The organism is Tistrella arctica (assembly GCF_039630945.1).
GTDB lineage: Bacteria > Pseudomonadota > Alphaproteobacteria > Tistrellales > Tistrellaceae > Tistrella > Tistrella bauzanensis.
The window spans coordinates 433,351-453,924 of record NZ_JBBKTV010000001.1 but is presented as its reverse complement, the minus strand read 5'-3'; the positions used below and the strand labels follow the sequence as shown (position 1 = coordinate 453,924).

Sequence of the window (20,574 nt, the reverse complement as noted above, 5' to 3'; positions counted from 1 at the left end):
TTTATCCGAACCCGGCTGCGTTTCCAGAGATTAATTCAACCCGAAGTATATGGCCCGACCGGTCCCCCGTCGATCTTGCCGCAACAGGCCGCGCCGCCGCCCGGGCCGGCGCCGGCGCGGCTATCCGCCATGTCCGGTTCGCCGGGCGCCGATTGGCCTTGCGCGCCCCCGGACTTGGCGTATAGTGCGCAACCTCCGCGCCGGGCCGTCTGAAAGCCGGTGCGCGGAGGGTTTGTCATGTCCGGATGCCGGATGGCTGCGGATGCCCATGACGACCAGCTCCTTGCCGGCACCGGGTGGTGTCGGCTGAGCCCGTACCGCCCGAAGACACCCCCGGCGCCCGGCCACAAGCCGGCGAGCGGGATGGCAGGGCGGCGGGCAGGAAAAAGCCGTAAGGAGTCTTTAACAATGCCCTTCTACGAGACGACGATCATCGTCCGTCAGGACGCGTCGACCCAGCAGGTCGAGAAGCTGGGCGAGGATATCAAGAAGATCCTCGAAGAGAACGAAGGCCGCCTGACCAAGCAGGAGAACTGGGGCCTTCGCCAGCTCGCCTACCGGGTCAAGAAGTACCGCAAGGCGCATTACCTCTACCTGAACATGGAAGCATCGCCGACTGCGCTGACGCAGATCGAGTACATGCTCCGCTATCAGGAAGACGTGCTGCGTTATCTGACCGTCCGCGTCGACAGCCTCTCCGACGAGCCGTCGGCGATGATGCAGAGCCGCGGTCGTGGCGAACGTGGTGACCGCGGCGATCGTGGTGACCGCGGCGAGCGTCGCGGTGGCGACCGTTTCGGTGACCGCGGCGATCGCGGTGATCGTGGCGACCGCTTCGAGCGTCGCGAGCGCCCCGAGCGCGTCGAGCGCTGATCCCAAGGTCCAGTCTTGCGAGGATAGATCGTCATGGCTTCCAACAAGTCACAGAGCGCCGTCACGATTCCGGCGGCACAGGGCCAGCGTCGCCCCTTCTTCCGTCGGAAGAAGACCTGCCCGTTCTCCGGCGCCAACGCGCCGGTGATCGACTACAAGGACGTGAAGCTGCTCAGCCGCTACATCTCGGAGCGGGGCAAGATCGTGCCGAGCCGGATCACGGCCGTGTCCGCGAAGAAGCAGCGTGAGCTTGCCCGCGCCATCAAGCGCGCCCGCATTCTCGCCCTCCTGCCCTTCGTGTTGCAGTAACCCCGACGACGCCGTCCGTTAGAGGATGGCGATCGGTGGGATCAGCAGACCCGGGCCCCTGATCTTCCAGGCCCGGACACAGAAACACGACCTTGTCACCGATGCCGAGCCAGTCGTCTGGCCAGCGGTGGCGGGAACGGAGTGCCCCCAGGCCCCATGCGTATCTCGCGCGACATCACCATCACCCTTGCAGCCGGCGCCCTCAGCGGCGTTGGCAGCCTGCTGGTCGTGACCGGTGCGCTCGGCGTGATCGCGGCATATCTGGCGCCGGCTCCGCTTTTCGCCGCGGCGTTCCGCTTCGGTCTCGCCAACGGCCTGCTGTCGGCGGTTGCCGGCACGATCGCCGGTGCATTGACCGCGGCGGCGCTCGCCGGACCCGAACAGGTGCTCTATGGCATCGGATATGCGGTGGCAACCGCGCTTCCCGTGCTGGTGATCGCCCGGTTCGCCCTGCTCTCGCGCCCCGATGGCGCGGGCGGCACGGAATGGTATCCGGGCGGGCGGCTGATGACGGTGGCGATCACGCTGGCGGCCATTCTGGTGGCCGGCGGCTGGTTGTTCACCCTGGGCGCCGAAGGCGGCCTGCGCGGCGAAGTCGCGCGGACGCTGGAACCGCTGATCGCGCTGATGGCGGCTGATGCCGCAACAGCCGACGCGGCGGCACTGGCCGAAGGGTTGGCGGGGCGTTTCGTCGCCTTCGCCGCGTGTTTCTGGGTGGTGCAGATGGTGTTGTCGGGACTGCTCGGCCGTTTTGCGGCTGAGCGGCTTCTGGGCGGCGCCATGCGGCCGCTTCCGTCGATCTCGACCTTCGATCCGCCAGAGGTGGTTCGCTGGGTTCTGATGGCGGGACTTGCCCTCACCCTCGTCGTCGGTGGCGACGGCGATCTCGGCCTTCTGGCCGGGGTGGCCGCCGTCCTGGCGTCGATGCCGTATCTGGTTCTCGGTCTGGGCGTGGCGCACGGGCTTGCCCGGCGCACACGCGGCGGCGGGTTCATTCTCGCCGCGGTCTACATGCTGGCGCTGATGCTGCGCTGGCCGATCCTGCTGATCGTCATTCTCGGCTTCGTCGAACGTTGGGCCGGGCTGCGCCGCCGCTCCGGCGCCGCCTGACACCGCCTTAGGAGTACATCCGATGGAAGTGATCCTGCTTGAGCGCATCCAGAACCTGGGCCAGATTGGCGACCGCGTTAAGGTCCGCCCCGGTTATGCGCGCAACTTCCTCCTGCCGCAGCGCAAGGCCTTGCGCGCGACCAAGGAGAATCTCGGCTATTTCGAGACCCAGCGTAAGGCGCTCGTCGCGCTGAACGACACCCGCCGGTCCGAAGCCGAAATCCTTGCCGAAAAGCTGCTCGGCCAGGTGCTGCCCGTCGTCCGCCAGGCGGCCGACAACGGTCAGCTCTATGGTTCGGTCACCGCCCGCGACGTGTCGCTGGCGGTCGAGAGCTTCGGCCTCGAGGTCAGCGGCCGTCAGGTCCAGCTGCGCGAGCCGATCAAGACGCTGGGCACCCAGACCGTCTCGATCTCGCTGCATCCCGACGTGGTCGTCGATGTCACCATCTGCGTCGTGCGCAGCATGGACGACTTCGCCAACCAGCAGCGCCGCGCGACCGAGACCGAAGACCAGCTCGACGCCGCCTATGAGGTGGCCGAGGGCTCGGCCTATGAAGACGACGACGACACCGCCTATGAAGGCGATGCCGGGGATCTGGCGGTGGAGGAAGAGGAGGTCTGAGGACCGCCCTTCCGTCATCGGACTGTCCATGACATGCGGCCGCGTTTCGGAGACATCCGGGACGCGGCCGTTGTCATTTTTGCACAACGCAACAAACCACGGCGTCTGCGGTTGTGCGGAAACATGCCCCGGACAACCGGCTCCCGACCTGTTGCATGAATTCAACACTGGACGACAGACGGCGGCCGGCGTTTGACGCGCCGCTTTCCAGGGGCATAAGATTGGAACGTATCTAAACAACGCCGGCCCGGACCGGCGACGACGTCGGACCTCCTCCCCCCGCGTCGGCTGCATCATGCGGCGCGTTGGTGCCGCATGATGCGACCTCGATGAAGGCCCGGATCATCGCTGTTGTCCGGTCGCGGCTCCTGCTGGAGGCGATTGACCGTGATTCCTGGTTTGTCCTTCCTCGGCGGATTGATCCGGTCGGGTACGCTGGTCGTCAACGACGACCAGGGCCGCAGCCACCGCTTCGGCGACGGCGCGGAACCGCGTGTCCGGCTCCAGATCCACGACGCGGCTTTCCTGCGCCGGCTTCCGGTCAATCCGTCGATGGCCCTGGGAGAGGGCTATATGAACGGACAGTTCGACATCATCGAAGGAGACGTCCGTGCGCTGCTCGATCTAGGTGTGAAGAATTACGCCCGCAGCACCAGCCACAGCCACCGGTGGCCCATCTGGACGCTGAAGCTGCTGAATTTCTTCTACCAGCATAACCCGCGCAACCGGGCGCGCCGCAATGTCGCCCATCACTACGACCTGTCCGACGAACTCTACCGGCTGTTCCTGGATACCGACCGCCAGTACTCCTGCGCCTATTTCCAGAACCCCAACGACGATATCGACACCGCCCAATTGCAGAAGAAGCGTCATCTCGCCGCCAAGCTGCTGCTGGAACCGGGTCAACGGGTTCTCGACATCGGCTGCGGCTGGGGTGGACTTGGCCTGTATCTGTCGGGGCATGCCGATGTCGATGTGGTTGGCGTGACCCTGTCGGAAGAACAGCACAAGGTCGCAAGATCGCGCGCCGAACAGGCCGGCCTGGCGGCGAAAGCCGATTTCCGGCTCACCGATTATCGCGACCTCAACGACCGCTTCGACCGCATCGTCTCGGTCGGCATGTTCGAACATGTCGGCTTGAAACACTATGACGAATACTTCCGTAAGGTCTTCGACCTGCTAACCGATGACGGGGTGGCCCTCGTCCACACCATCGGACGCACCGATGGCCCTGGAACCACCAATGCCTGGATCCGGAAATACATCTTCCCCGGCGGTTATGTTCCGGCGCTTTCCGAAATGATGCCGGCGATCGAGCGCGCCGGGCTGGTCGTGACCGATATCGAGATCCTGCGGCTGCACTATGCCGAGACCCTGCGCCACTGGTATCAGCGGTTCATGGTGGAACGCGACAAGGTCAAAGCCCTCTACGACGAACGCTTCTGCAGGATGTGGGAGTTCTATCTGGCCGGCTGCGAGGCATCCTTCCGTCATTGGGGCCAGGCGGTGTTCCAGGTTCAACTGGCCCGCCGGCAGGACGCTGTGCCGCTGACCCGCGATTACATCACCGATATCGAACGGGAATGGGCCGCGCGCGAACGGCGACGGGAGATGCATGTGGCCTGACGGGGATGCGGCGGCGGCCCCTGTCGTCGGCGTGTTGCCCCTTTAATCCCTGCCACGGGCAGTGCATGATCGCCTCCGTCGGGGCGGCGCCGGGGCGCGCCATCCCGACGGAGCCTTCCTCATCCTGCACGAATTCCCGAGGCCCATGACCGATACCGATCTCGACGCCGCCGGCCTGCCCGCCCCTGCCGGTTCTGACGATGGTCGCGGCCAGACCGCCGGCGGCATGCTGCCGGCTGTCGGCACCGCGTTGCCGGCACGTCACCGCCCCAACAATGCCGAGGTCGAGCAGGCGCTGCTGGGCGCGCTGCTGATCAACAATGAAGCCACCCACAGGGTCAGCAGCTTCCTGAGGCCGGAGCATTTCCACGAACCGGTCCATCAGCGGATCTATGGCCAGATCCTGCGGTTCATGGAACGTGGCCAGATCGCCAACCCCGCGACCCTCAAACCGCTCTTCGACAGCGACCCGGCCCTGAACGCGGTCGGCGGTGCGTCTTATCTGGCCCGTCTGGTGGGTTCCGCGATCTCGATCATCAATGTCGAGGACTACGCCAAGATCATCCACGACTTCGCCCTGCGCCGGGCGTTGATCGACATCGGCGAGGATGTGGTCAACGAAGCCTATGACGGGCAGGCCGAGCGCCGGGCGATCGAACAGATCGAACATGCCGAGCACCGCCTGTACACCCTGGCCGAACAGGGCGAGATCGAGGGCGGATTCGTGTCGTTCGATCGCGCGCTGGGCGTGGCGCTCGACCAGATCGAAGCGGCCTATAAGCGCGACGGCAATCTGGTGGGTGTCGCCACCGACCTGATCGACCTCGACAACCTGATGGGCGGGTTGCAGCCATCGGATCTGCTGATCCTGGCGGGACGCCCGTCGATGGGCAAGACCGCGCTTGCCACCACCATCGCCTTCAACGCCGCCCGCGCCTATCGCGCCGAGCCCGACACCGCCGGGCGCGCCAAGGGCGTGGACGGCGCCGTGGTCGGATTCTTCTCGCTGGAAATGTCGTCGGAACAGCTTGCGGCCCGCCTGCTGGCCGGCGCCGCCGGCGTGCCGTCCGACCGGCTGCGCCGCGGCACCATGAGCGCCGAGGACTTCGAACGGGTGGTGATGGCGGCCCGCGATCTGTCGCGGATCCCGCTGTTTATCGACGACACCCCGGCAATCACCGTGCCCGCCATGCGGGCCCGCGCCCGGCGGCTGAAGCGCCAGCACGGGCTGTCGATGATCGTGGTCGATTATCTTCAGCTCATGCGGGCGGTGCGTGCCACCGACAATCGCGTGCAGGAGGTGTCCGAGATCACCCAGGGCCTGAAGGCGGTGGCCAAGGAACTGAACGTGCCGGTGATCGCGCTGTCGCAGTTGTCGCGCGCCGTGGAACAGCGCGAGGACAAGCGCCCCCAGCTATCGGATCTGCGTGAAAGCGGATCGATCGAACAGGACGCCGACGTGGTGATGTTCGTGTTCCGAGAAGAATACTATCTGGCCCGTGCCGAGCCCAAACAGCGTCCGGACGAGAAGCCCGACAAGTTCGCCGAGCGCTACAGCCACTGGCAGAGCCGGTTCGAGATATCGCGCAGTGTCGCCGAAGTGATCGTGGCCAAGCAACGCCATGGACCGATCGGCACGGTGCGCCTGCATTTCGACCTCAACACCACCCGCTTCGGCAATCTGGATCGCGACCATGCGGCGCTGCTTGCCGCCAACGCCCCGGAGGAATGACCCGACGGTGTCCAGCTCTCCTTCCAGTTCCGCGGGCCCTTCCCGTTCCGTACCGCCAGCCATGCCGTCGGCGCCGCCCCCCGCCTGGATCGAGGTCGATCTGGACGCGGTTGCCGCCAATCATGCGCTGCTGACCGGATTGATGCGGCAGCACAATCCGGCAGCCGTCGTCGGCGGGGTGATCAAGGCCGACGGTTATGGGCTGGGCGCCGCCGGATTGGCGCCGGCGCTGGCGGCAGCCGGGGCGCCGGCGCTGTTCGTGGCCCATCTGGCGGAAGGGGCTGCGGTGCGCCACGCGCTGACCGCCGCCGGCCATATCACGCCGGTTTATATCCTGAACGGCATCACCGCCGGCGAGGTGGCGGATGCCCTGGCCTTCGATCTCCGGCCGGTGCTGAACAGCTCCGCCGACCTCGCCTGCTGGACCAGACAGAGCGCGGCGGCGGGCCGACCGCTGCCGGCGGCGCTGCACATCGACACCGGCATGAACCGGCTGGGCTTCGACGAGCACGACCTGACCCGGCTGATCGATGATCCGTCGGTGCTCGACGGTGTCGACATCCGGCTGACCATGAGCCATCTCGCCTGCGCCGACCAGCCGGATCACCCCCTGAACCGGGCGCAGCGCGACCGGTTCAGGGCGGCGGCGGCGATTGTCGGCCGGGGGCGGCTCAGCCTCGCCAATTCCAGCGGCCTGTTTCTGGGGCCGGGCTGGGGCTTCGATCTTGGCCGCCCCGGACTGGCGCTTTACGGCGCCAATCCCGTGCCGGGGCGGCCGAACCCGATGCGACCGGTGGTCACACTGAAGGCGCGGCTGTTGCAGGTGCGAACCGTCGACAGCTTCGAGAGTGTCGGCTATGGTGCGGCAGCCCGCGCGCGGCCAGGCATGCGGGTGGCGACACTCGCTGCCGGCTATGCGGATGGCTGGCCGTGGTCGACCGGCGGCCGTGGCCATGTGGTCATCGCCGGCCACGCGGCGCCGATTGTCGGCCGGGTGTCGATGGACCTGTTGACTGTGGATGTGACCGCCCTGCCCGATACCCTTGCCCATGCCGGCGCGGTCGCCGAGCTGATCGGCGCCCATCGCGACATCGATCAACTGGCGGACGAGGCCGGTACGATCAGCTATGACGTGCTGACCCGCCTGGGCCGCCGCTATGCCCGGCGGCTGACCGGATCTGCTGCCGGCATGTCCGCCGATGCGGCCGCACCACTGACGGAGGTTGACCGCACCCCATGAACCCGCTCGCCGCCATCGGCCGGGCTCTGCTCGGCCTGTTCGAGACAGTGGGCCGCGTCGCGCTGTTCATCCTGACGGTGCTGCGCCATGTCGTGACGCCACCCTTCCATCTGCGCGTCCTGGGGCGCCAGATGATGGAGATCGGCTATTACAGCCTGCCGGTGGTGGGCATGACCGCCCTGTTCAGCGGCATGGTGCTGGCGCTGCAATCCTATACCGGCTTCGCGCGGTTCTCGGCCGAAAGCGCGGTCGCCGGTGTTGTTGTGCTGTCGATCACCCGGGAACTCGGGCCGGTGCTGGCCGGGCTGATGGTCGCCGGCCGGGTTGGTGCCGCCATCGCCGCCGAGATCGGCACCATGCGGGTGACCGAGCAGATCGACGCGCTGAGCACGCTGCGCACCAACCCGTACAAGTATCTGATCGCGCCCCGGGTTCTGGCCGCGACCCTGATGCTGCCGGTGCTGGTGCTGATCGCCGATATCATCGGCGTGATGGGCGGCTGGCTGGTCGGGGTCTACAAGCTGGGCTTCATCTCCACCACCTATCTGGTCACCACGTTCAATTTCGTCGAGCCGATGGACGTGATCTCCGGGCTGGTGAAGGCGGCGGTGTTCGGTTTTCTGATCGCGACCATGGGCTGCTATCACGGCTTCAACAGCCGCGGCGGCGCACAAGGGGTCGGCAGCGCCACCACCAATGCGGTGGTGTCGAGTTCGATCCTGCTGCTGATCTTCAACTACATCATCACCGAGCTGTTCTTTGCCCGCTGAGCCTGCCGCTTGGCCCACCACGGAGCTTGACGTGACATGACCGACGGCGGCATCCCTTCCGACATGGCTGTCCAGACCCCCAAGATCGCGATGAACGACGTCCATAAGTCGTTCGGACCCAAGCACGTGCTGCGCGGCATCGATCTCACCGTCGATGCCGGCTCGTCGCTGGTGGTGATCGGCGGGTCGGGCACCGGGAAATCGGTGCTGATCAAGTCGATCCTGGGCATCGTGCACCCGGACAAGGGCTCGATCCGGGTCGATGGCCGCGAGACCCAGGGGATGTCGGCCCGCGACCGCGAGGACGTGATGGCCGGCATGGGCATGCTGTTTCAGGGCGGCGCCCTGTTCGACAGTCTGCCGGTCTGGGAGAATGTCGCCTTCGGCCTGATCCAGGGCAAGCGCATGGCCCGCCGCAAGGCGCGCGAAATCGCGGTTGAAAAGCTGGCGCTGGTGGGGCTTGGCGCCGATGTCGCGGCCCTGGCGCCGTCGGAATTGTCGGGCGGCATGCAGAAGCGTGTCGGTCTGGCACGGGCGATCGCAACCGATCCCGACATCCTGTTCTTCGACGAACCGACCACCGGCCTCGATCCGATCATGGCCGACGTGATCAACGATCTGATCCGCGATCAGGTGCAACGGCTGGGTGCCACCGCGATCACCATCACCCACGACATGGCCAGCGCCCGCAAGATCGCCGACCATGTGGCGATGATCCATCAGGGCCGGATCATCTGGACCGGCGCGGTCGAGAGGATCGACCACAGCGACAACCCCTATGTCGACCAGTTCATCCACGGCCGCGCCGACGGACCGATCCAGATGGAAATCCGGCGTCCCTGACGCGACCTGTTCCGGAGACCGGACCACCCATGGCGAAAGCCACCAGCCACTATGTCTGTCAGGCTTGTGGCGCCACCGCATCCAAATGGGCGGGGCGCTGCGAGACCTGCGGCGAATGGAACACCATGGTCGAGGAAGCCCTGCCCCAGCCGGTGGCCGGCGGCCGCGGCTCGGCCCTGGCGTCGGCGCGGCGCGGGCTGAATTTCGTCACCCTGGACGGGCCGGTCGAGGTGGTGGCGCGGCGGACCTGCGGCATCGGCGAACTCGATCGCGTGCTGGGCGGCGGGCTGGTGCCGGGTGCCGCGATCCTGATCAGCGGCGATCCGGGCATCGGCAAATCGACCCTGCTGATCCAGGCACTGGCGGCACTGGCCGGCCATGGGGTCGATGCCTATTACGTGTCGGGTGAGGAATCGGTCGATCAGGTGAGGCTGCGTGCCCACCGCCTGGGGCTCGACGGCAGTTCGGTGCGGCTTGCGGCCGATACCAGCGTCCGCGACATCATCGCCACGCTTGAGAAACTGCCGACGGACCGGCCGGCGGTGGCGGTGATCGACAGTATCCAGACCATGCGTCATGACGGGCTGGACGGGGCGCCGGGCACCGTGTCGCAGGTCCGCGCCTGTGGACAGGAGCTGATCCAACTGGCCAAGCGCCGCGGCATCGCCATGATCATCGTCGGCCACGTCACCAAAGAGGGTCAGATCGCCGGTCCGCGCCTGCTGGAACACATGGTCGACACGGTGCTGCATTTCGAAGGCGAGCGCGGCCATGCCTATCGCATCCTGCGCGCGGTCAAGAACCGCTTCGGCGCCACCGACGAGATCGGCGTGTTCTCCATGACCGATCTGGGGCTGGTCGAGGTGGAGAACCCCTCGGCGATTTTTCTGGGCGACCGCGACGAAAAGGTATCGGGCAGCGCCGTGTTCGCCGGTCTGGAAGGCACCCGGCCGGTGCTGGTGGAAATTCAGGCCCTGGTGGCGGCATCGGCGCTGGGCACGCCGCGCCGGACGGTGGTCGGGCTCGACAGCGGCCGGCTGTCGATGATCCTGGCGGTGCTGGACGCGCGCTGCGGGCTGTCGCTGGGATCGAACGACGTCTACTTGAACGTCGCCGGCGGGTTGCGCATCCTTGAACCCGCAGCCGATCTGGCGATTGCCGCCGCCCTGCTGTCGTCGCTGACCGACCGGGCGCTGCCCAAGGAGACGGTGGTGCTGGGCGAGGTCGGGCTGTCGGGCGAGGTCCGGGCCGTGTCACAGATGGAAGCACGGCTGAAAGAGGCGGCAAAGCTTGGCTTCACCCGCGCCTTCGTGCCTGCCAGCGGCACCGGCCGGCAGATGCCGGTCGATATCCGCCCGTTGAAACGACTGGCAGAGCTGGTTGAACTGTTCGTGGGCGTGAACGGCGAATATGCTCCGAAACCTGCAGACGCAGCCGCCCGCGACGGCGGCGGACGGGCTGACCCGAAATCCGGCGATGGCGCCCGCGCCCGCCGCGGGCAGCCGCGCGGAACGATCGAATGACGGTATGGTTTCACGACTGGCGCCATGCCGCCACTGTTGAAGGAAGACCCGGATGTCTCTGACGCTTGCCGACGTGGTGGTTCTTGCCATCGTGGCACTTTCGACCCTGGTGGCGCTGATCCGCGGCTTCGTGCGCGAGGCTTTGTCGATCCTTGCCTGGGCGGGCGCCGCCCTGATCACCGCCTATCTGTTCGATCCGCTGCGGCCGCTGGCCGATGACATGATCGCCAGCGAAACCGCCGGCGACATTGCCACGATCGCCGTCATCTTCCTGGTGTCGCTGCTGATCCTGTCGGTCATCACCCGCGCCATCGGCGATATCGTCTCTGGCAGCCCCTTCACCTTTCTCGACCGCATCCTGGGCGCCGGCTTCGGCATCGCGCGCGGCCTGGGCGTCATGGCGGTCGTCTATATGGGCCTGCTGTGGGTCTGGGGGCCGAATGGCGAGCCGGACTGGGTGCGCCGGTCCGAGACCCGGCCGATGGTGGTCGGCGCCGCCCAGGTCATCCAGAGCGTCGTGCCGGAGCGGATGCGCAACCAGTTCCTGGAGCGCGCCGATCAGGCCGCCAACGCCACGGCCGGCGCCGCGGCCGACGCGGCACGGGGCACATTGGGCGGTGCGATGCCCGGCATGTCCCGCGACAACGCCGCCCAGGCACCGGCCGCGGGCGGGCGTCCGTCGGGCAATGCCGCAGGCGCAACCCCCTCCGGCGGTGAAATCGGTTACGGGGATGGGGCGAGGCATGATATGAACCGGCTTCTCGATGCGATCGAACCCGGACCGGCGGCGCCGTCCGGTGGTGACCAGACCTCTGGTGCGGGTGCCAATTGATCGTGATCGGGCGACGGAGCGACCGCGGCATCACGACGGTCGTCGAAAGCGGTGCGAGGCGATGATCATTACCCATCCCTTCCAACCCCAGCCCGCCGGCCGGGACCAGTTCCTAGAAGACGACGACCATCTGCGCGAAGAGTGCGGAATCTTCGGTATCCATGGCCATCAGGAAGCGGCACGTCACGTGGCGCTCGGGCTGCATGCGCTTCAGCATCGCGGCCAGGAAGCCTGTGGCATCGTCACCTATGACGGCGACCAGTTCCATCCGCATCGCGCGGTCGGCCTGGTTGGCGACGCCTTTGCCGACGAGCGCCTGATGGTGCAGATGATCGGCAATATGGGCATCGGCCATGTCCGTTACGCAACCACCGGCGGTGCCGGCCTGCGTAACATCCAGCCGCTCTATGCCGACTTCGCCTTCGGCGGCCTGGCGATCGCGCATAACGGCAATCTGACCAACGCCCTGACCCTGCGCAGCCAGTTGGTCAATCGCGGCTGCATCTTCCAGTCCACCTCCGACAGCGAAGTGATCGTGCATCTGATCGCGATCAGCCTGTACACGGACGTGGTCGACAAGATCATCGACGCGCTCCGGCAGGTGCATGGAGCCTATTCGATCGTGGCATTGACCCGCGACACGCTGATCGGCATGCGCGATCCGTGGGGCGTGCGGCCGCTGGTGATCGGCAAGCTGGACGGCGCGATGATGCTGGCGTCCGAGACCTGCGCCCTCGACATCATCGGTGCCGAGTTCGTGCGTGACGTCGAGCCGGGCGAAATCGTGGTGATCGACTATGACGGCCTGCGCTCGATCAAGCCGTTCCCCAAGGTCTCCAGCCGGTTCTGCATCTTCGAGCACATCTATTTCGCCCGCCCCGACAGCGTGCTCGAAAATGTCAGCGTCTATGAGGCGCGCAAGCGCATCGGTCGCGAACTGGCACGCGAAAGCCTGGTCGATGCCGATGTGATCGTGCCGGTGCCCGACAGCGGCGTGCCGGCGGCGCTGGGCTTCTCGGAAGAGAGCGGCATCCCCTTCGACTATGGCATCATCCGCAACCACTATGTCGGCCGGACCTTCATCGAGCCCACCGACCAGATCCGGCATCTGGGCGTGAAGCTGAAGCACAACGCCAATGTGCCGATGATCAAGGGTCGACGGGTGATCCTGGTCGATGACAGCATCGTGCGCGGCACCACCTCGACCAAGATCGTCAACATGGTGCGCGAGGCCGGCGCGACCGAGGTGCATATGCGCATCGCATCGCCGCCCACCACCAATCCATGCTTCTATGGCGTCGATACCCCCAGCCGCGAAAAGCTGCTGGCCGCCCGGATGAGCATCGACGAGATGGCGCGGTTCATGAATGCCGACAGCCTGGCCTTCATCTCGATGGACGGCCTGTATCGCGCGATGGGCGAGCCCGGCCGCAACGCCGCACAGCCGCAATATTGCGACGCCTGCTTCACCGGCGACTATGCCCTGCCGCTGACCGACGGCCAGACCGAGGGCGGCGACGCCAAGTTCCGTCTGCGCAGCGACTTCGCCTGATCCCGCTCGCAATCTGCCCCTGCCCGCAAGCCAGAAGGCCGGACCCAAAGCCATGACCGACACGCCAGATGCCCCCGCCCCATCCGAACCCGTGGACGGCGACCGCCCTCTGGACGGCAAGATCGCCCTGATCACCGGCGCCTCGCGGGGGCTTGGGGCTGCGGTTGCCGAGCGCTATGCCAGGGCGGGGGCCCATGTCATCCTTCTGGCCCGCACCGTCGGCGGGCTGGAGGAGACCGACGACCGGGTCAAGGCGGTCGGTGGCACAGCCACCCTGGTTCCGGCCGATCTGACCGAGCTGGACAAGCTCGACAGTCTTGGCAAGCAGATCTATGAGCGGTTCGGCCGGCTCGACATCCTGGTCGGCAATGCCGGACTGCTCGGCAACATCGCGCCCATGTCGCAGCAGCGGCCCAAGGAGTGGGACCGGGTGATGACGGTCAATGTCTCGGCCAATCAGCGCCTGATCCGCAATTGCGAGCCGTTGTTGAAGCTGTCGCCGGCCGGACGCGCGATTTTCGTCACCTCGCGCGCCGCCCGCAAGATCCGCGGCTATTGGGGGGCCTACGCCACCTCGAAGGCGGCGTTGGAAGCCATGGTCAAGACCTGGGCCATGGAGATCGAGAATTCCCGCATCCGTGCCAATCTGATCGACCCGGGGGCGTTGCGCACCCGCATGCGAGGTCAGGCCTATCCCGGCGAGGACAAGGCGATGCAGACCCCGCCCGAGGCGATCGCCGAGCTGTTCCTGGATCTGGCCTCCCCCGGGCTGACCGCCAATGGCGAGATCTTCGTGGCCCAGCCGGCACCGCAGGCACAGGCTGGCGGCGACCATGGCGGCCATCAGCATGGTCCGGGCTGCGGGCATGTTCATTGATCGGACGACGATGATCGGCCGGCACTGACCGGCAGGCAGCCGATGATTGCACCGGCTGCCGCGGGGTCGACCGGACCGAGCAGAATACCGAGGCCTCAGGCTGCGCATCAACGCGGCCTGGGGCCTTTTCTGCATGGCCGGCGCGCTCAGGCACGGTCATCGCCTGCGGCGCGCTCAGGCACGGTCATCGCCTGCGGCGCGCTCAGGCACGGTCATCGCCTGCGGCGCGCTCAGGCTCGATCCGGGTTGATCGGTATGTCGTCGATGATCACTTTCAGCAGGCTTTCGGCCAGATGGACATGGCCATCGGGGGCCCGATGGGGGCTGTCGACGCTATCCGCCTTCACGACACCGCCGCGGGCACCGTCGCCATCGAGCACACCACGGGTCAGCGCCAGCCCGATCAGCAGTGCCAGCACCAGCCGCCCCTTCTCCCGCGCGTGGCTGCCGCCGATCCGCTCGACGAGATGGTAGAGCAGATCGGATTCCAGTCGTGCCCGGATCAGCGGTGCCGCCATACGGCTGTTGATCGAACAGATCAGCATACGGCACACTCTGTAGCAGGCTGCGATATCCTGTGCATCCATGCCATCGTCGGCAGACGGCATCGTTTCGTCGGATGGATGGCGATGAAGTGCGAAGCGGCCGAGCACTTCCGCCAGACGTTCCCGCGGGACGTCACGAAGCAGCGCATCGAATGCCGCTTCCTCAAGGCAGACAGAAAACAGCCGCTCCTTCGAGCCGAAATAGCGAATGACCAATGACACGTTGACCTCCGCTACCCGCGCGATTTCGCGAAGGCCAACGACATCATAGCTGTTCTCTGCGAATGCGGTGCGCGCTGCATCCAGAATCGCCGCTTTTGTGACCTCGCTGTTACGGGGCCTTTTGTCGTTTTCGCTCATTATTCCTTCACAGAAATCAATCTAAAGTTATGCAAACACCTGTTGACATGCCCTGTCATGGACATCTAAGGTTTCGGTCGGCGGGCAGTGCTGCCGTGAACCGACTTCGACCGTTGCGTTCCAGCAGGATTCGACCGTTCTCCTCCCCAATCGCGTTCCGACGGCGGCACATGCCGGGCGAGACGGCCCGTTTCTCGCACGTGCATGTGGCGTTGCGAACGTGTGTGCAACGGATACAGACGGTGATGCCGGAACAGGACGTGCAGCATCGCGACACCACAGGCAATGAACGCCCGTCCAGGCTGAACACGCGTGAGATCCTTGAACTGGTGGCAATGCTGATGGCGGCCGCGAGTGCCGATGATAAATTTGTCGAGAGTCGGCTTGGCTCCCTTCACGAGGAGATAGTGAACACGATCATGTCTCTGGCTCCGGTCACGCCGCAGAGAATGGCCAGCTTCCGGTTTCTGGACATCGAACAGGCCCATGAAACCGTCACGATTCTGGTCCGCCCGAACGATCGCAACCGCATCTGAAGGCGCGTCCGGACACAACCATGGCGCAAACACATGCTGATACATGACCGCACCCGGAGGGGTATGGCCATGGTCTGTGCCATGTTATGTGAAATTGCCGTGATCTGCGCGTATAGACCGAGGTCCCGATTCCGGCATTCCGCGAGACTTGAGCCTGAATCGCGAACTTACATTGAAAATGCTCGTAATAGTGGTCGCCGCAGCCGCTCGTGGCGCAGTTGTGGCGACGGGTCGGTTTGTGGTCAGAAAAGCAAGGTGATGTCACCCGAAGGCGCGGGGGTGTGGCCCAAAGGCGCAGGTCCGCGGATCAGGCCGGCGGTGTCACGGCCATACGGACAGGTGGTCAGGCGGCGACCAGCGCTGCAAACCGGTCCAGATCGATATTGCCGCCCGACAGAATCACGCCGACGCGCTTGCCGGCCACATCGAGCTGACCGGAAAAGGCACCAGCCGCAGCCAGACAGCCGGTCGGCTCGACGACCAGCTTCATCCGGCCGGCAAAGAAGCGCATCGCCGCCACCAGCGCGTCATCAGGCACGGTGATAACCTCGTCGACCAGCGCCTGAATGATCGGGAAGGTCAGATGGCCCGGCGCCGTGGTCTGGGCACCATCGGCAATCGTGCGGGGCGGATCGATCCGGACGATGTGCCCGGCGGACAAGCTGCGACGGACATCGTCGCCGGCCTCGGGTTCGACGCCGATCACCCGGCAGGCAGGATTAAGCGCCTTGGCGGCCACGGCCGCGCCTGAAATCAGCCCGCCGCCGCCGACGCAGACGAACAGCATGTCAAGGGCGCCGCCATCGGGCAGTGCGGCAACATCCTGGATCAGTTCCAATGTGGCGGTGCCCTGCCCGGCCATCACATCCGGATGATCAAATGGCGGGATCAAAACCAGTCCGCGGCGTGTGGCTATGTCGCGGCCGATCGCTTCGCGATCTTGCGTATAGCGGTCATAGGCAACGATCTCGCCGCCATAGCCGCGGGTCGCCTCACGCTTGATCGCCGGCGCATCCGACGGCATGACGATCACGGTCTCAAGGCCGAGCAGACGGCCGGCCAGCGCCACCGCCTGGGCATGATTGCCCGACGAGAAGGCAACCACGCCCGGCGGCACAGCATCCGCGTCCTTCAGCCGCGCCAGCGCGTTATAGGCGCCGCGGAACTTGAAGGCGCCCATCCGTTGCAGGTTCTCGGGCTTGAAGTACAGTCGCGCACCCGTCATGGCATCGGCCGTGGCCGATGTCAGGACCGGTGTGTGGTGCGCAACACCATGCAGCCGCACCGCGGCCGCGCGGACATCGTCAAGACCGATCGCCAGCCCGGACATGGATCACCACTTTTTCTTGCGGTTCGCGAACGGGTTCTCGCTGGTCCGCAGCACCACACGCACCGGCACGCCCGGCAGATCGAATTCGTCCCGCAAGCCGTTGACCACATAGCGGACATAGCTGTCCGGCAGTTCCTTGGGCTGGCTGACGAACACGGCGAATGCCGGCGGCCGGGTCTTGATCTGGGTGGCATAGCGCAGCCGCAGCCGCCGGCCATGAGCCATCGGCGGCGGATAGTTCTCGGTCATCCGCTCCAGCCAGCGGTTCAGCTTGCCGGTCGATACCCGCCGGTTCCAGATCCGGTAGATGTCGAAGCAGGCATCGACCAGCTTATCGGTGTTATGGCCGGCCAGCGCCGAGATGGTCACCACCGGCACGCCCTTGACCTGCGGCATCACATGGCTCATCCGCCGGCGCAGTTCGGTCATGAATTCATCGGCATTGGTGACGGTGTCCCACTTGTTCACCGCCACGACCAGGGCGCGGCCTTCGTCGACCACCAGACGGGCGATGGTCATATCCTGCTTCTCAAGCCCGCGCTCGGCATCGATCATCATGATCACGACATGGGCGAAGCGGATCGCGCGCAGGGTCTCGTCGACCGACATCTTCTCGACCCGGTCGTCGATCCGGGCCTTGCGGCGCATGCCGGCGGTATCGATCAACCGGATGCGCCGGCCGGCATGCAGCCAGTCGACGGCGATGGCATCGCGGGTGATGCCGGCCTCCGGCCCGGTCAGCACCCGGTCCTCGCCCAGCAGATGGTTCATCAGGGTCGACTTGCCGGCATTGGGGCGACCGACGATCGCGATCTGAAGCGCCTTCTGGTTGCCGATTTCAGCCATGGCGCGCTCTTCGGCGGCGGCCAGGGTCTCATCATCGGCATCCTCGTCGACATCGATATCCGATCCGTCGTCGTCGAAGGCATCCAGACCCACCTCACGCGGGCCTTCGGCGGCAAGTTCCGCCGCCTCGCCCACGGCACCGGCGACCGCCGCGGCACGCCGGCGGGCCGCACGGGCCTCGGCTTCAGCGGCAGCGGCATCCTCCAGCGCCTCGGCATGGGCGGCGCCATGGCTCGACAGCACGTCGTACAGATCGCTGGTGTGGTCGCCATGGGCGGCAGACAGGGGCAGTGGCTCGCCCAGCCCAAGCGCCCAGGCTTCCGCGAGGCCGCTATCGCCGGCCCGGCCCTCGCACTTGTTCACCACCACCACAACCGGGGTCTCCACCCGGCGCAGCAGATCGGCGAAATATTCGTCGGTGGGCGTTACACCGGCGCGACCGTCGATCATGAACAGCACCAGATCGGCGTCGTCGATCGCGGTGCGGGTCTGCGCCTGCATGCGCGCATTCAGGTCTGACGGGTTCCCGATTTCCTCAAGACCCGCCGTATCGACCACGTTGAAGCGCAGATTGCCGAGGCGGGCATCACCGATGCGCCGGTCGCGGGTGACACCCGGCATGTCGTCGACGATGGCGATGCGTCGCCCGACCAGACGATTGAACAGGGTCGACTTGCCGACATTCGGCCGGCCGACCAGCGCCACGGTCAGCATGGACGCGACCTCCGGTATGGACGTATCAGGTGATCACGACGCACAGGCCCTGAGGTCTGCGGCATCGCAGGTGAAGCTTCAAGCGGCCGCGACCCCGCAGGCGCGGGGCCTGCGGGGTCCGGACAGCATCAATGAACGCCAAAACGTCCCACGTCAAGCGCCGAGCTGGGGCGTCGGCACCCGGGCCGGCGCAGCTTCCGCTCAGCGATAGGCGACCAGCGTGGCGTCGTCGCGCAAGACATACAGCATGCCGCCGGCCACCACCGGCGAAATCATCACCGGTCCACCGACGTCGATCTCGCCGGTGCGGGCACCATCGGCAGGATCCAGAGACATCAGTTGGCCCGAGGTCGACACCAGATGCAACCGGCCGCCAGCCATCACCGGTCCGGTCCAGCGGATCGGATCTTCGCGGTCTTCCGGATCCTCGAAAGCCGGAAGGTCCGACACCCAGCGCACCCGGCCATCGGCGCGACGCAGCGCCACCACCCGTGTGCCATCCACAACCGCATAGATCGTGGTGTCGGCAACCCACGGGGTCTGGTTCACCTTGAAGGGCTGTTCCCAGATCCGCAGACCGCTGCGGGCATCGAAGGCCGCCAGCCGACCGCCGACCGTACCGGCGATGACCATCTCCCGGTCGATGATCGGATCCGACAGAATGTCGGTGAGCGCGCTCAACGACGACCCGGCCGCCGTGAAGCCGGCCAGGGTTTCGGCCCAGCCGACCCGGCCGCTGTCGCCGCGCAGCGCCACCAGATCGCCGCTGGAATAAGCGGCGACGACCAGATTGCCCAGCACGCCGGGGGCCGCCCCGCCCAGCACCATCTGGGTCGCGGGCACACCGCCATGGCGCCACAATTCGCGGCCGTCCTCGGCATTGAAGGCGATCAACTGGTTGTCGAAGGTCTGTGCGTACAGCCGGCCATCACCGGCTGCCGGCGGCGCGCGGAATGGCGTGCGCAGGCTGGTGCGCCACAGCTCCACCCCGTCCGACGGTTGAAGCGCCACGATATCGCCGAAGCCCGTGGCCGCGAACAGCTTGCCGCCCGACAGAACCACGCCGCCACCATAGGCGCCTTCCAGCAGATCGTCATCCGGCGCCAGTTCAACGGTCCACAGCCGGTTGCCGGTCGCGGCATCGATGGCCGTGATCTCACTATCGGCATCCAGCGTGAAGATCCGGCCATCGGCCATCACCGGCTGCGCCATCAGGCGTTTGGCGCCGCCCGAGCCCTCGCCCGCATCGCCGCGCCAGGCTTCGACCGGCGTGGCCGGGCCGATGAGGGCATGCATGGCATGGTTGCCATAGCCGCCGGTCTGCGGCCATTCGCCATTCTGATAGGCCGGCGGCAGGCTGACCGGCTCGGCCGCGACCGCCGGATCGACGCGGATCTCCGCCCGTTCGGGCATCACCGCAATCCGCTCGCCACCCAGCTTGGGCGTCTCGTCCGATCCCCACCAGCTACCGCAACCGCCAAGCAGCAGCGCGGCCAAGATGGCGATGCCGGCCGACCGCGCCGGCCTGTGGCCGCTCACGCTCGACCGCAGCGGAATCAGCTGCGCGGTGGTCATTTCGCAGGCTCCTGATCGGCAGCGGCGGGCTCGTCCGGGGTGGCGGGCTGGTCTTCCGGGGCGGCAGGCTGGGCGGCCGTATCGGGGCCGAGCGGCACACCCAGCACACGGGCATAGGATGCGGCCCGGTTGCGCAGATCCTGTGATGCCGCCTGATCATCGGCCAGACGCGCATAGATTTCGCCGGCACGGGCAGTATCCCCGGCCTTGAAGGCCGCCAGCGCCACCAGTTCCTCGGCCAGCGGCCGCCAGGCGTCGTCACCGTCGATCAGCGCCGAGACCCGGGCCCGGATCTGGTCGGGCGATTCGCTGTCGATGGCGAGCGTGGCGGCCTTCAGGGTCGCCACGGCCTTCACTGCGGGGTCCAGATCGCCACGGGCCGATGCGGCCTCGAATTCGGCCTGTGCTGCAGCGCGATCACCAGCCAGAAGCCGAGCTTCGGCGGCACGCATCAGCGCCAGGCCGGCATAGCCGCTCTCGGCCTCGCTGGCCAGCGCCTCGAAGGCGCCGGCGGCCTGCTCATGACGGCCGGCAGCCGACAGGGCATCGGCGGCGGCGAAGCTTTCAGCCTGTGCATTGCGCCGGCTTTCCTGCCACGCCGTCCAGCCAACATCGGCTGCCACCGCCACAACCACCAGCACGGCGGCGCCGATCACGAACGGGCCGAACCGCTTCCACAGCTTCAAGGCCTTCTCGCGACGCAGATCCTCGTCGATCTCGCGGATGAACTGTTCCGACACGCGCCCCGAACCTCCTTGG

At 66.5% G+C, this 20,574-nt stretch carries 19 protein-coding genes; 14 read left to right on the top strand and 5 right to left on the bottom strand.

From position 1 onward, the window contains the following. Nucleotides 1–408 precede the first annotated feature (408 nt). The 13 genes from rpsF (at nt 409) to WG924_RS01950 (ending at nt 13,909) form a co-directional block, all read left to right on the top strand. Nucleotides 409–873 (top strand): 30S ribosomal protein S6, encoded by a 465-nt coding sequence (gene rpsF / locus WG924_RS02010; protein WP_188580108.1) that lies wholly within the window; start codon nt 409–411, stop codon nt 871–873. 33 nt (nt 874–906) lie between these two features. After that, nucleotides 907–1,182, top strand: a complete 276-nt coding sequence (rpsR, locus tag WG924_RS02005; RefSeq protein WP_188580106.1) for a 30S ribosomal protein S18 — start codon at nt 907–909, stop codon at nt 1,180–1,182. A gap of 156 nt (nt 1,183–1,338) precedes the next feature. After that, nucleotides 1,339–2,292 (top strand): YybS family protein, encoded by a 954-nt coding sequence (locus WG924_RS02000; protein WP_345931223.1) that lies wholly within the window; start codon nt 1,339–1,341, stop codon nt 2,290–2,292. A gap of 22 nt (nt 2,293–2,314) precedes the next feature. Then, on the top strand, nt 2,315–2,914 hold the full coding sequence (rplI, locus tag WG924_RS01995; RefSeq protein WP_345931222.1) for a 50S ribosomal protein L9: 600 nt from the start codon (nt 2,315–2,317) through the stop codon (nt 2,912–2,914). Between the two features lie 387 nt (nt 2,915–3,301). Then, nucleotides 3,302–4,540, top strand: a complete 1,239-nt coding sequence (locus WG924_RS01990; protein WP_345931220.1) for a cyclopropane fatty acid synthase — start codon at nt 3,302–3,304, stop codon at nt 4,538–4,540. Nucleotides 4,541–4,685: 145 nt separating this feature from the next. After that, nucleotides 4,686–6,272 (top strand): replicative DNA helicase, encoded by a 1,587-nt coding sequence (locus WG924_RS01985; RefSeq protein ID WP_345931218.1) that lies wholly within the window; start codon nt 4,686–4,688, stop codon nt 6,270–6,272. A 61-nt stretch (nt 6,273–6,333) separates the two neighbouring features. Beyond that, on the top strand, nt 6,334–7,512 hold the full coding sequence (gene alr / locus WG924_RS01980) for an alanine racemase (RefSeq protein ID WP_345931216.1): 1,179 nt from the start codon (nt 6,334–6,336) through the stop codon (nt 7,510–7,512). Continuing rightward, on the top strand, nt 7,509–8,282 hold the full coding sequence (locus WG924_RS01975; protein WP_188580093.1) for an MlaE family ABC transporter permease: 774 nt from the start codon (nt 7,509–7,511) through the stop codon (nt 8,280–8,282). Before alr ends, WG924_RS01975 begins: the two co-directional genes overlap by 4 nt. A gap of 36 nt (nt 8,283–8,318) precedes the next feature. After that, entirely contained in the window at nt 8,319–9,125 is an 807-nt protein-coding gene (locus tag WG924_RS01970) for an ABC transporter ATP-binding protein (protein WP_345931213.1), read from the top strand. A gap of 29 nt (nt 9,126–9,154) precedes the next feature. Next, on the top strand, nt 9,155–10,648 hold the full coding sequence (gene radA, locus WG924_RS01965) for a DNA repair protein RadA (protein ID WP_345931211.1): 1,494 nt from the start codon (nt 9,155–9,157) through the stop codon (nt 10,646–10,648). A gap of 52 nt (nt 10,649–10,700) precedes the next feature. Continuing rightward, nucleotides 10,701–11,480, top strand: coding sequence for a CvpA family protein (locus WG924_RS01960; protein ID WP_345931209.1), 780 nt, complete (start codon nt 10,701–10,703; stop codon nt 11,478–11,480). Between the two features lie 61 nt (nt 11,481–11,541). Next, the gene (purF, locus tag WG924_RS01955) at nt 11,542–13,032 is read left to right on the top strand and encodes an amidophosphoribosyltransferase (protein ID WP_345931207.1); all 1,491 of its coding nucleotides are present in this window, start codon (nt 11,542–11,544) and stop codon (nt 13,030–13,032) included. Between the two features lie 52 nt (nt 13,033–13,084). Further along, entirely contained in the window at nt 13,085–13,909 is an 825-nt protein-coding gene (locus WG924_RS01950; protein WP_345931206.1) for an SDR family NAD(P)-dependent oxidoreductase, read from the top strand. 230 nt (nt 13,910–14,139) lie between these two features. Here the strand turns inward: WG924_RS01950 and WG924_RS01945 are convergent, their stop codons facing one another. Beyond that, nucleotides 14,140–14,814: a TetR/AcrR family transcriptional regulator gene (locus WG924_RS01945; RefSeq protein ID WP_345931205.1), complete on the bottom strand. Its 675-nt coding sequence runs from the start codon at nt 14,812–14,814 to the stop codon at nt 14,140–14,142. Nucleotides 14,815–15,059: 245 nt separating this feature from the next. Here WG924_RS01945 and WG924_RS01940 point away from each other — a divergent pair, with 245 nt between their 5' ends. After that, nucleotides 15,060–15,350: a hypothetical protein gene (locus tag WG924_RS01940; protein WP_345931203.1), complete on the top strand. Its 291-nt coding sequence runs from the start codon at nt 15,060–15,062 to the stop codon at nt 15,348–15,350. 343 nt (nt 15,351–15,693) lie between these two features. Here WG924_RS01940 and WG924_RS01935 read toward each other — a convergent pair whose 3' ends face one another. The 4 genes from WG924_RS01935 to WG924_RS01920 form a co-directional block, all read right to left on the bottom strand. After that, complete coding sequence (locus WG924_RS01935) at nt 15,694–16,680, bottom strand: threo-3-hydroxy-L-aspartate ammonia-lyase (protein WP_345931201.1); 987 nt, start codon at nt 16,678–16,680, stop codon at nt 15,694–15,696. 3 nt (nt 16,681–16,683) lie between these two features. Beyond that, nucleotides 16,684–18,240, bottom strand: a complete 1,557-nt coding sequence (gene der, locus WG924_RS01930; RefSeq protein WP_188580076.1) for a ribosome biogenesis GTPase Der — start codon at nt 18,238–18,240, stop codon at nt 16,684–16,686. Between the two features lie 201 nt (nt 18,241–18,441). After that, complete coding sequence (locus WG924_RS01925; protein ID WP_345931197.1) at nt 18,442–19,815, bottom strand: outer membrane protein assembly factor BamB family protein; 1,374 nt, start codon at nt 19,813–19,815, stop codon at nt 18,442–18,444. Next, on the bottom strand, nt 19,812–20,555 hold the full coding sequence (locus tag WG924_RS01920; protein WP_345931195.1) for a tetratricopeptide repeat protein: 744 nt from the start codon (nt 20,553–20,555) through the stop codon (nt 19,812–19,814). Before WG924_RS01920 ends, WG924_RS01925 begins: the two co-directional genes overlap by 4 nt. Between the last annotated feature and the right edge of the window lie 19 nt (nt 20,556–20,574).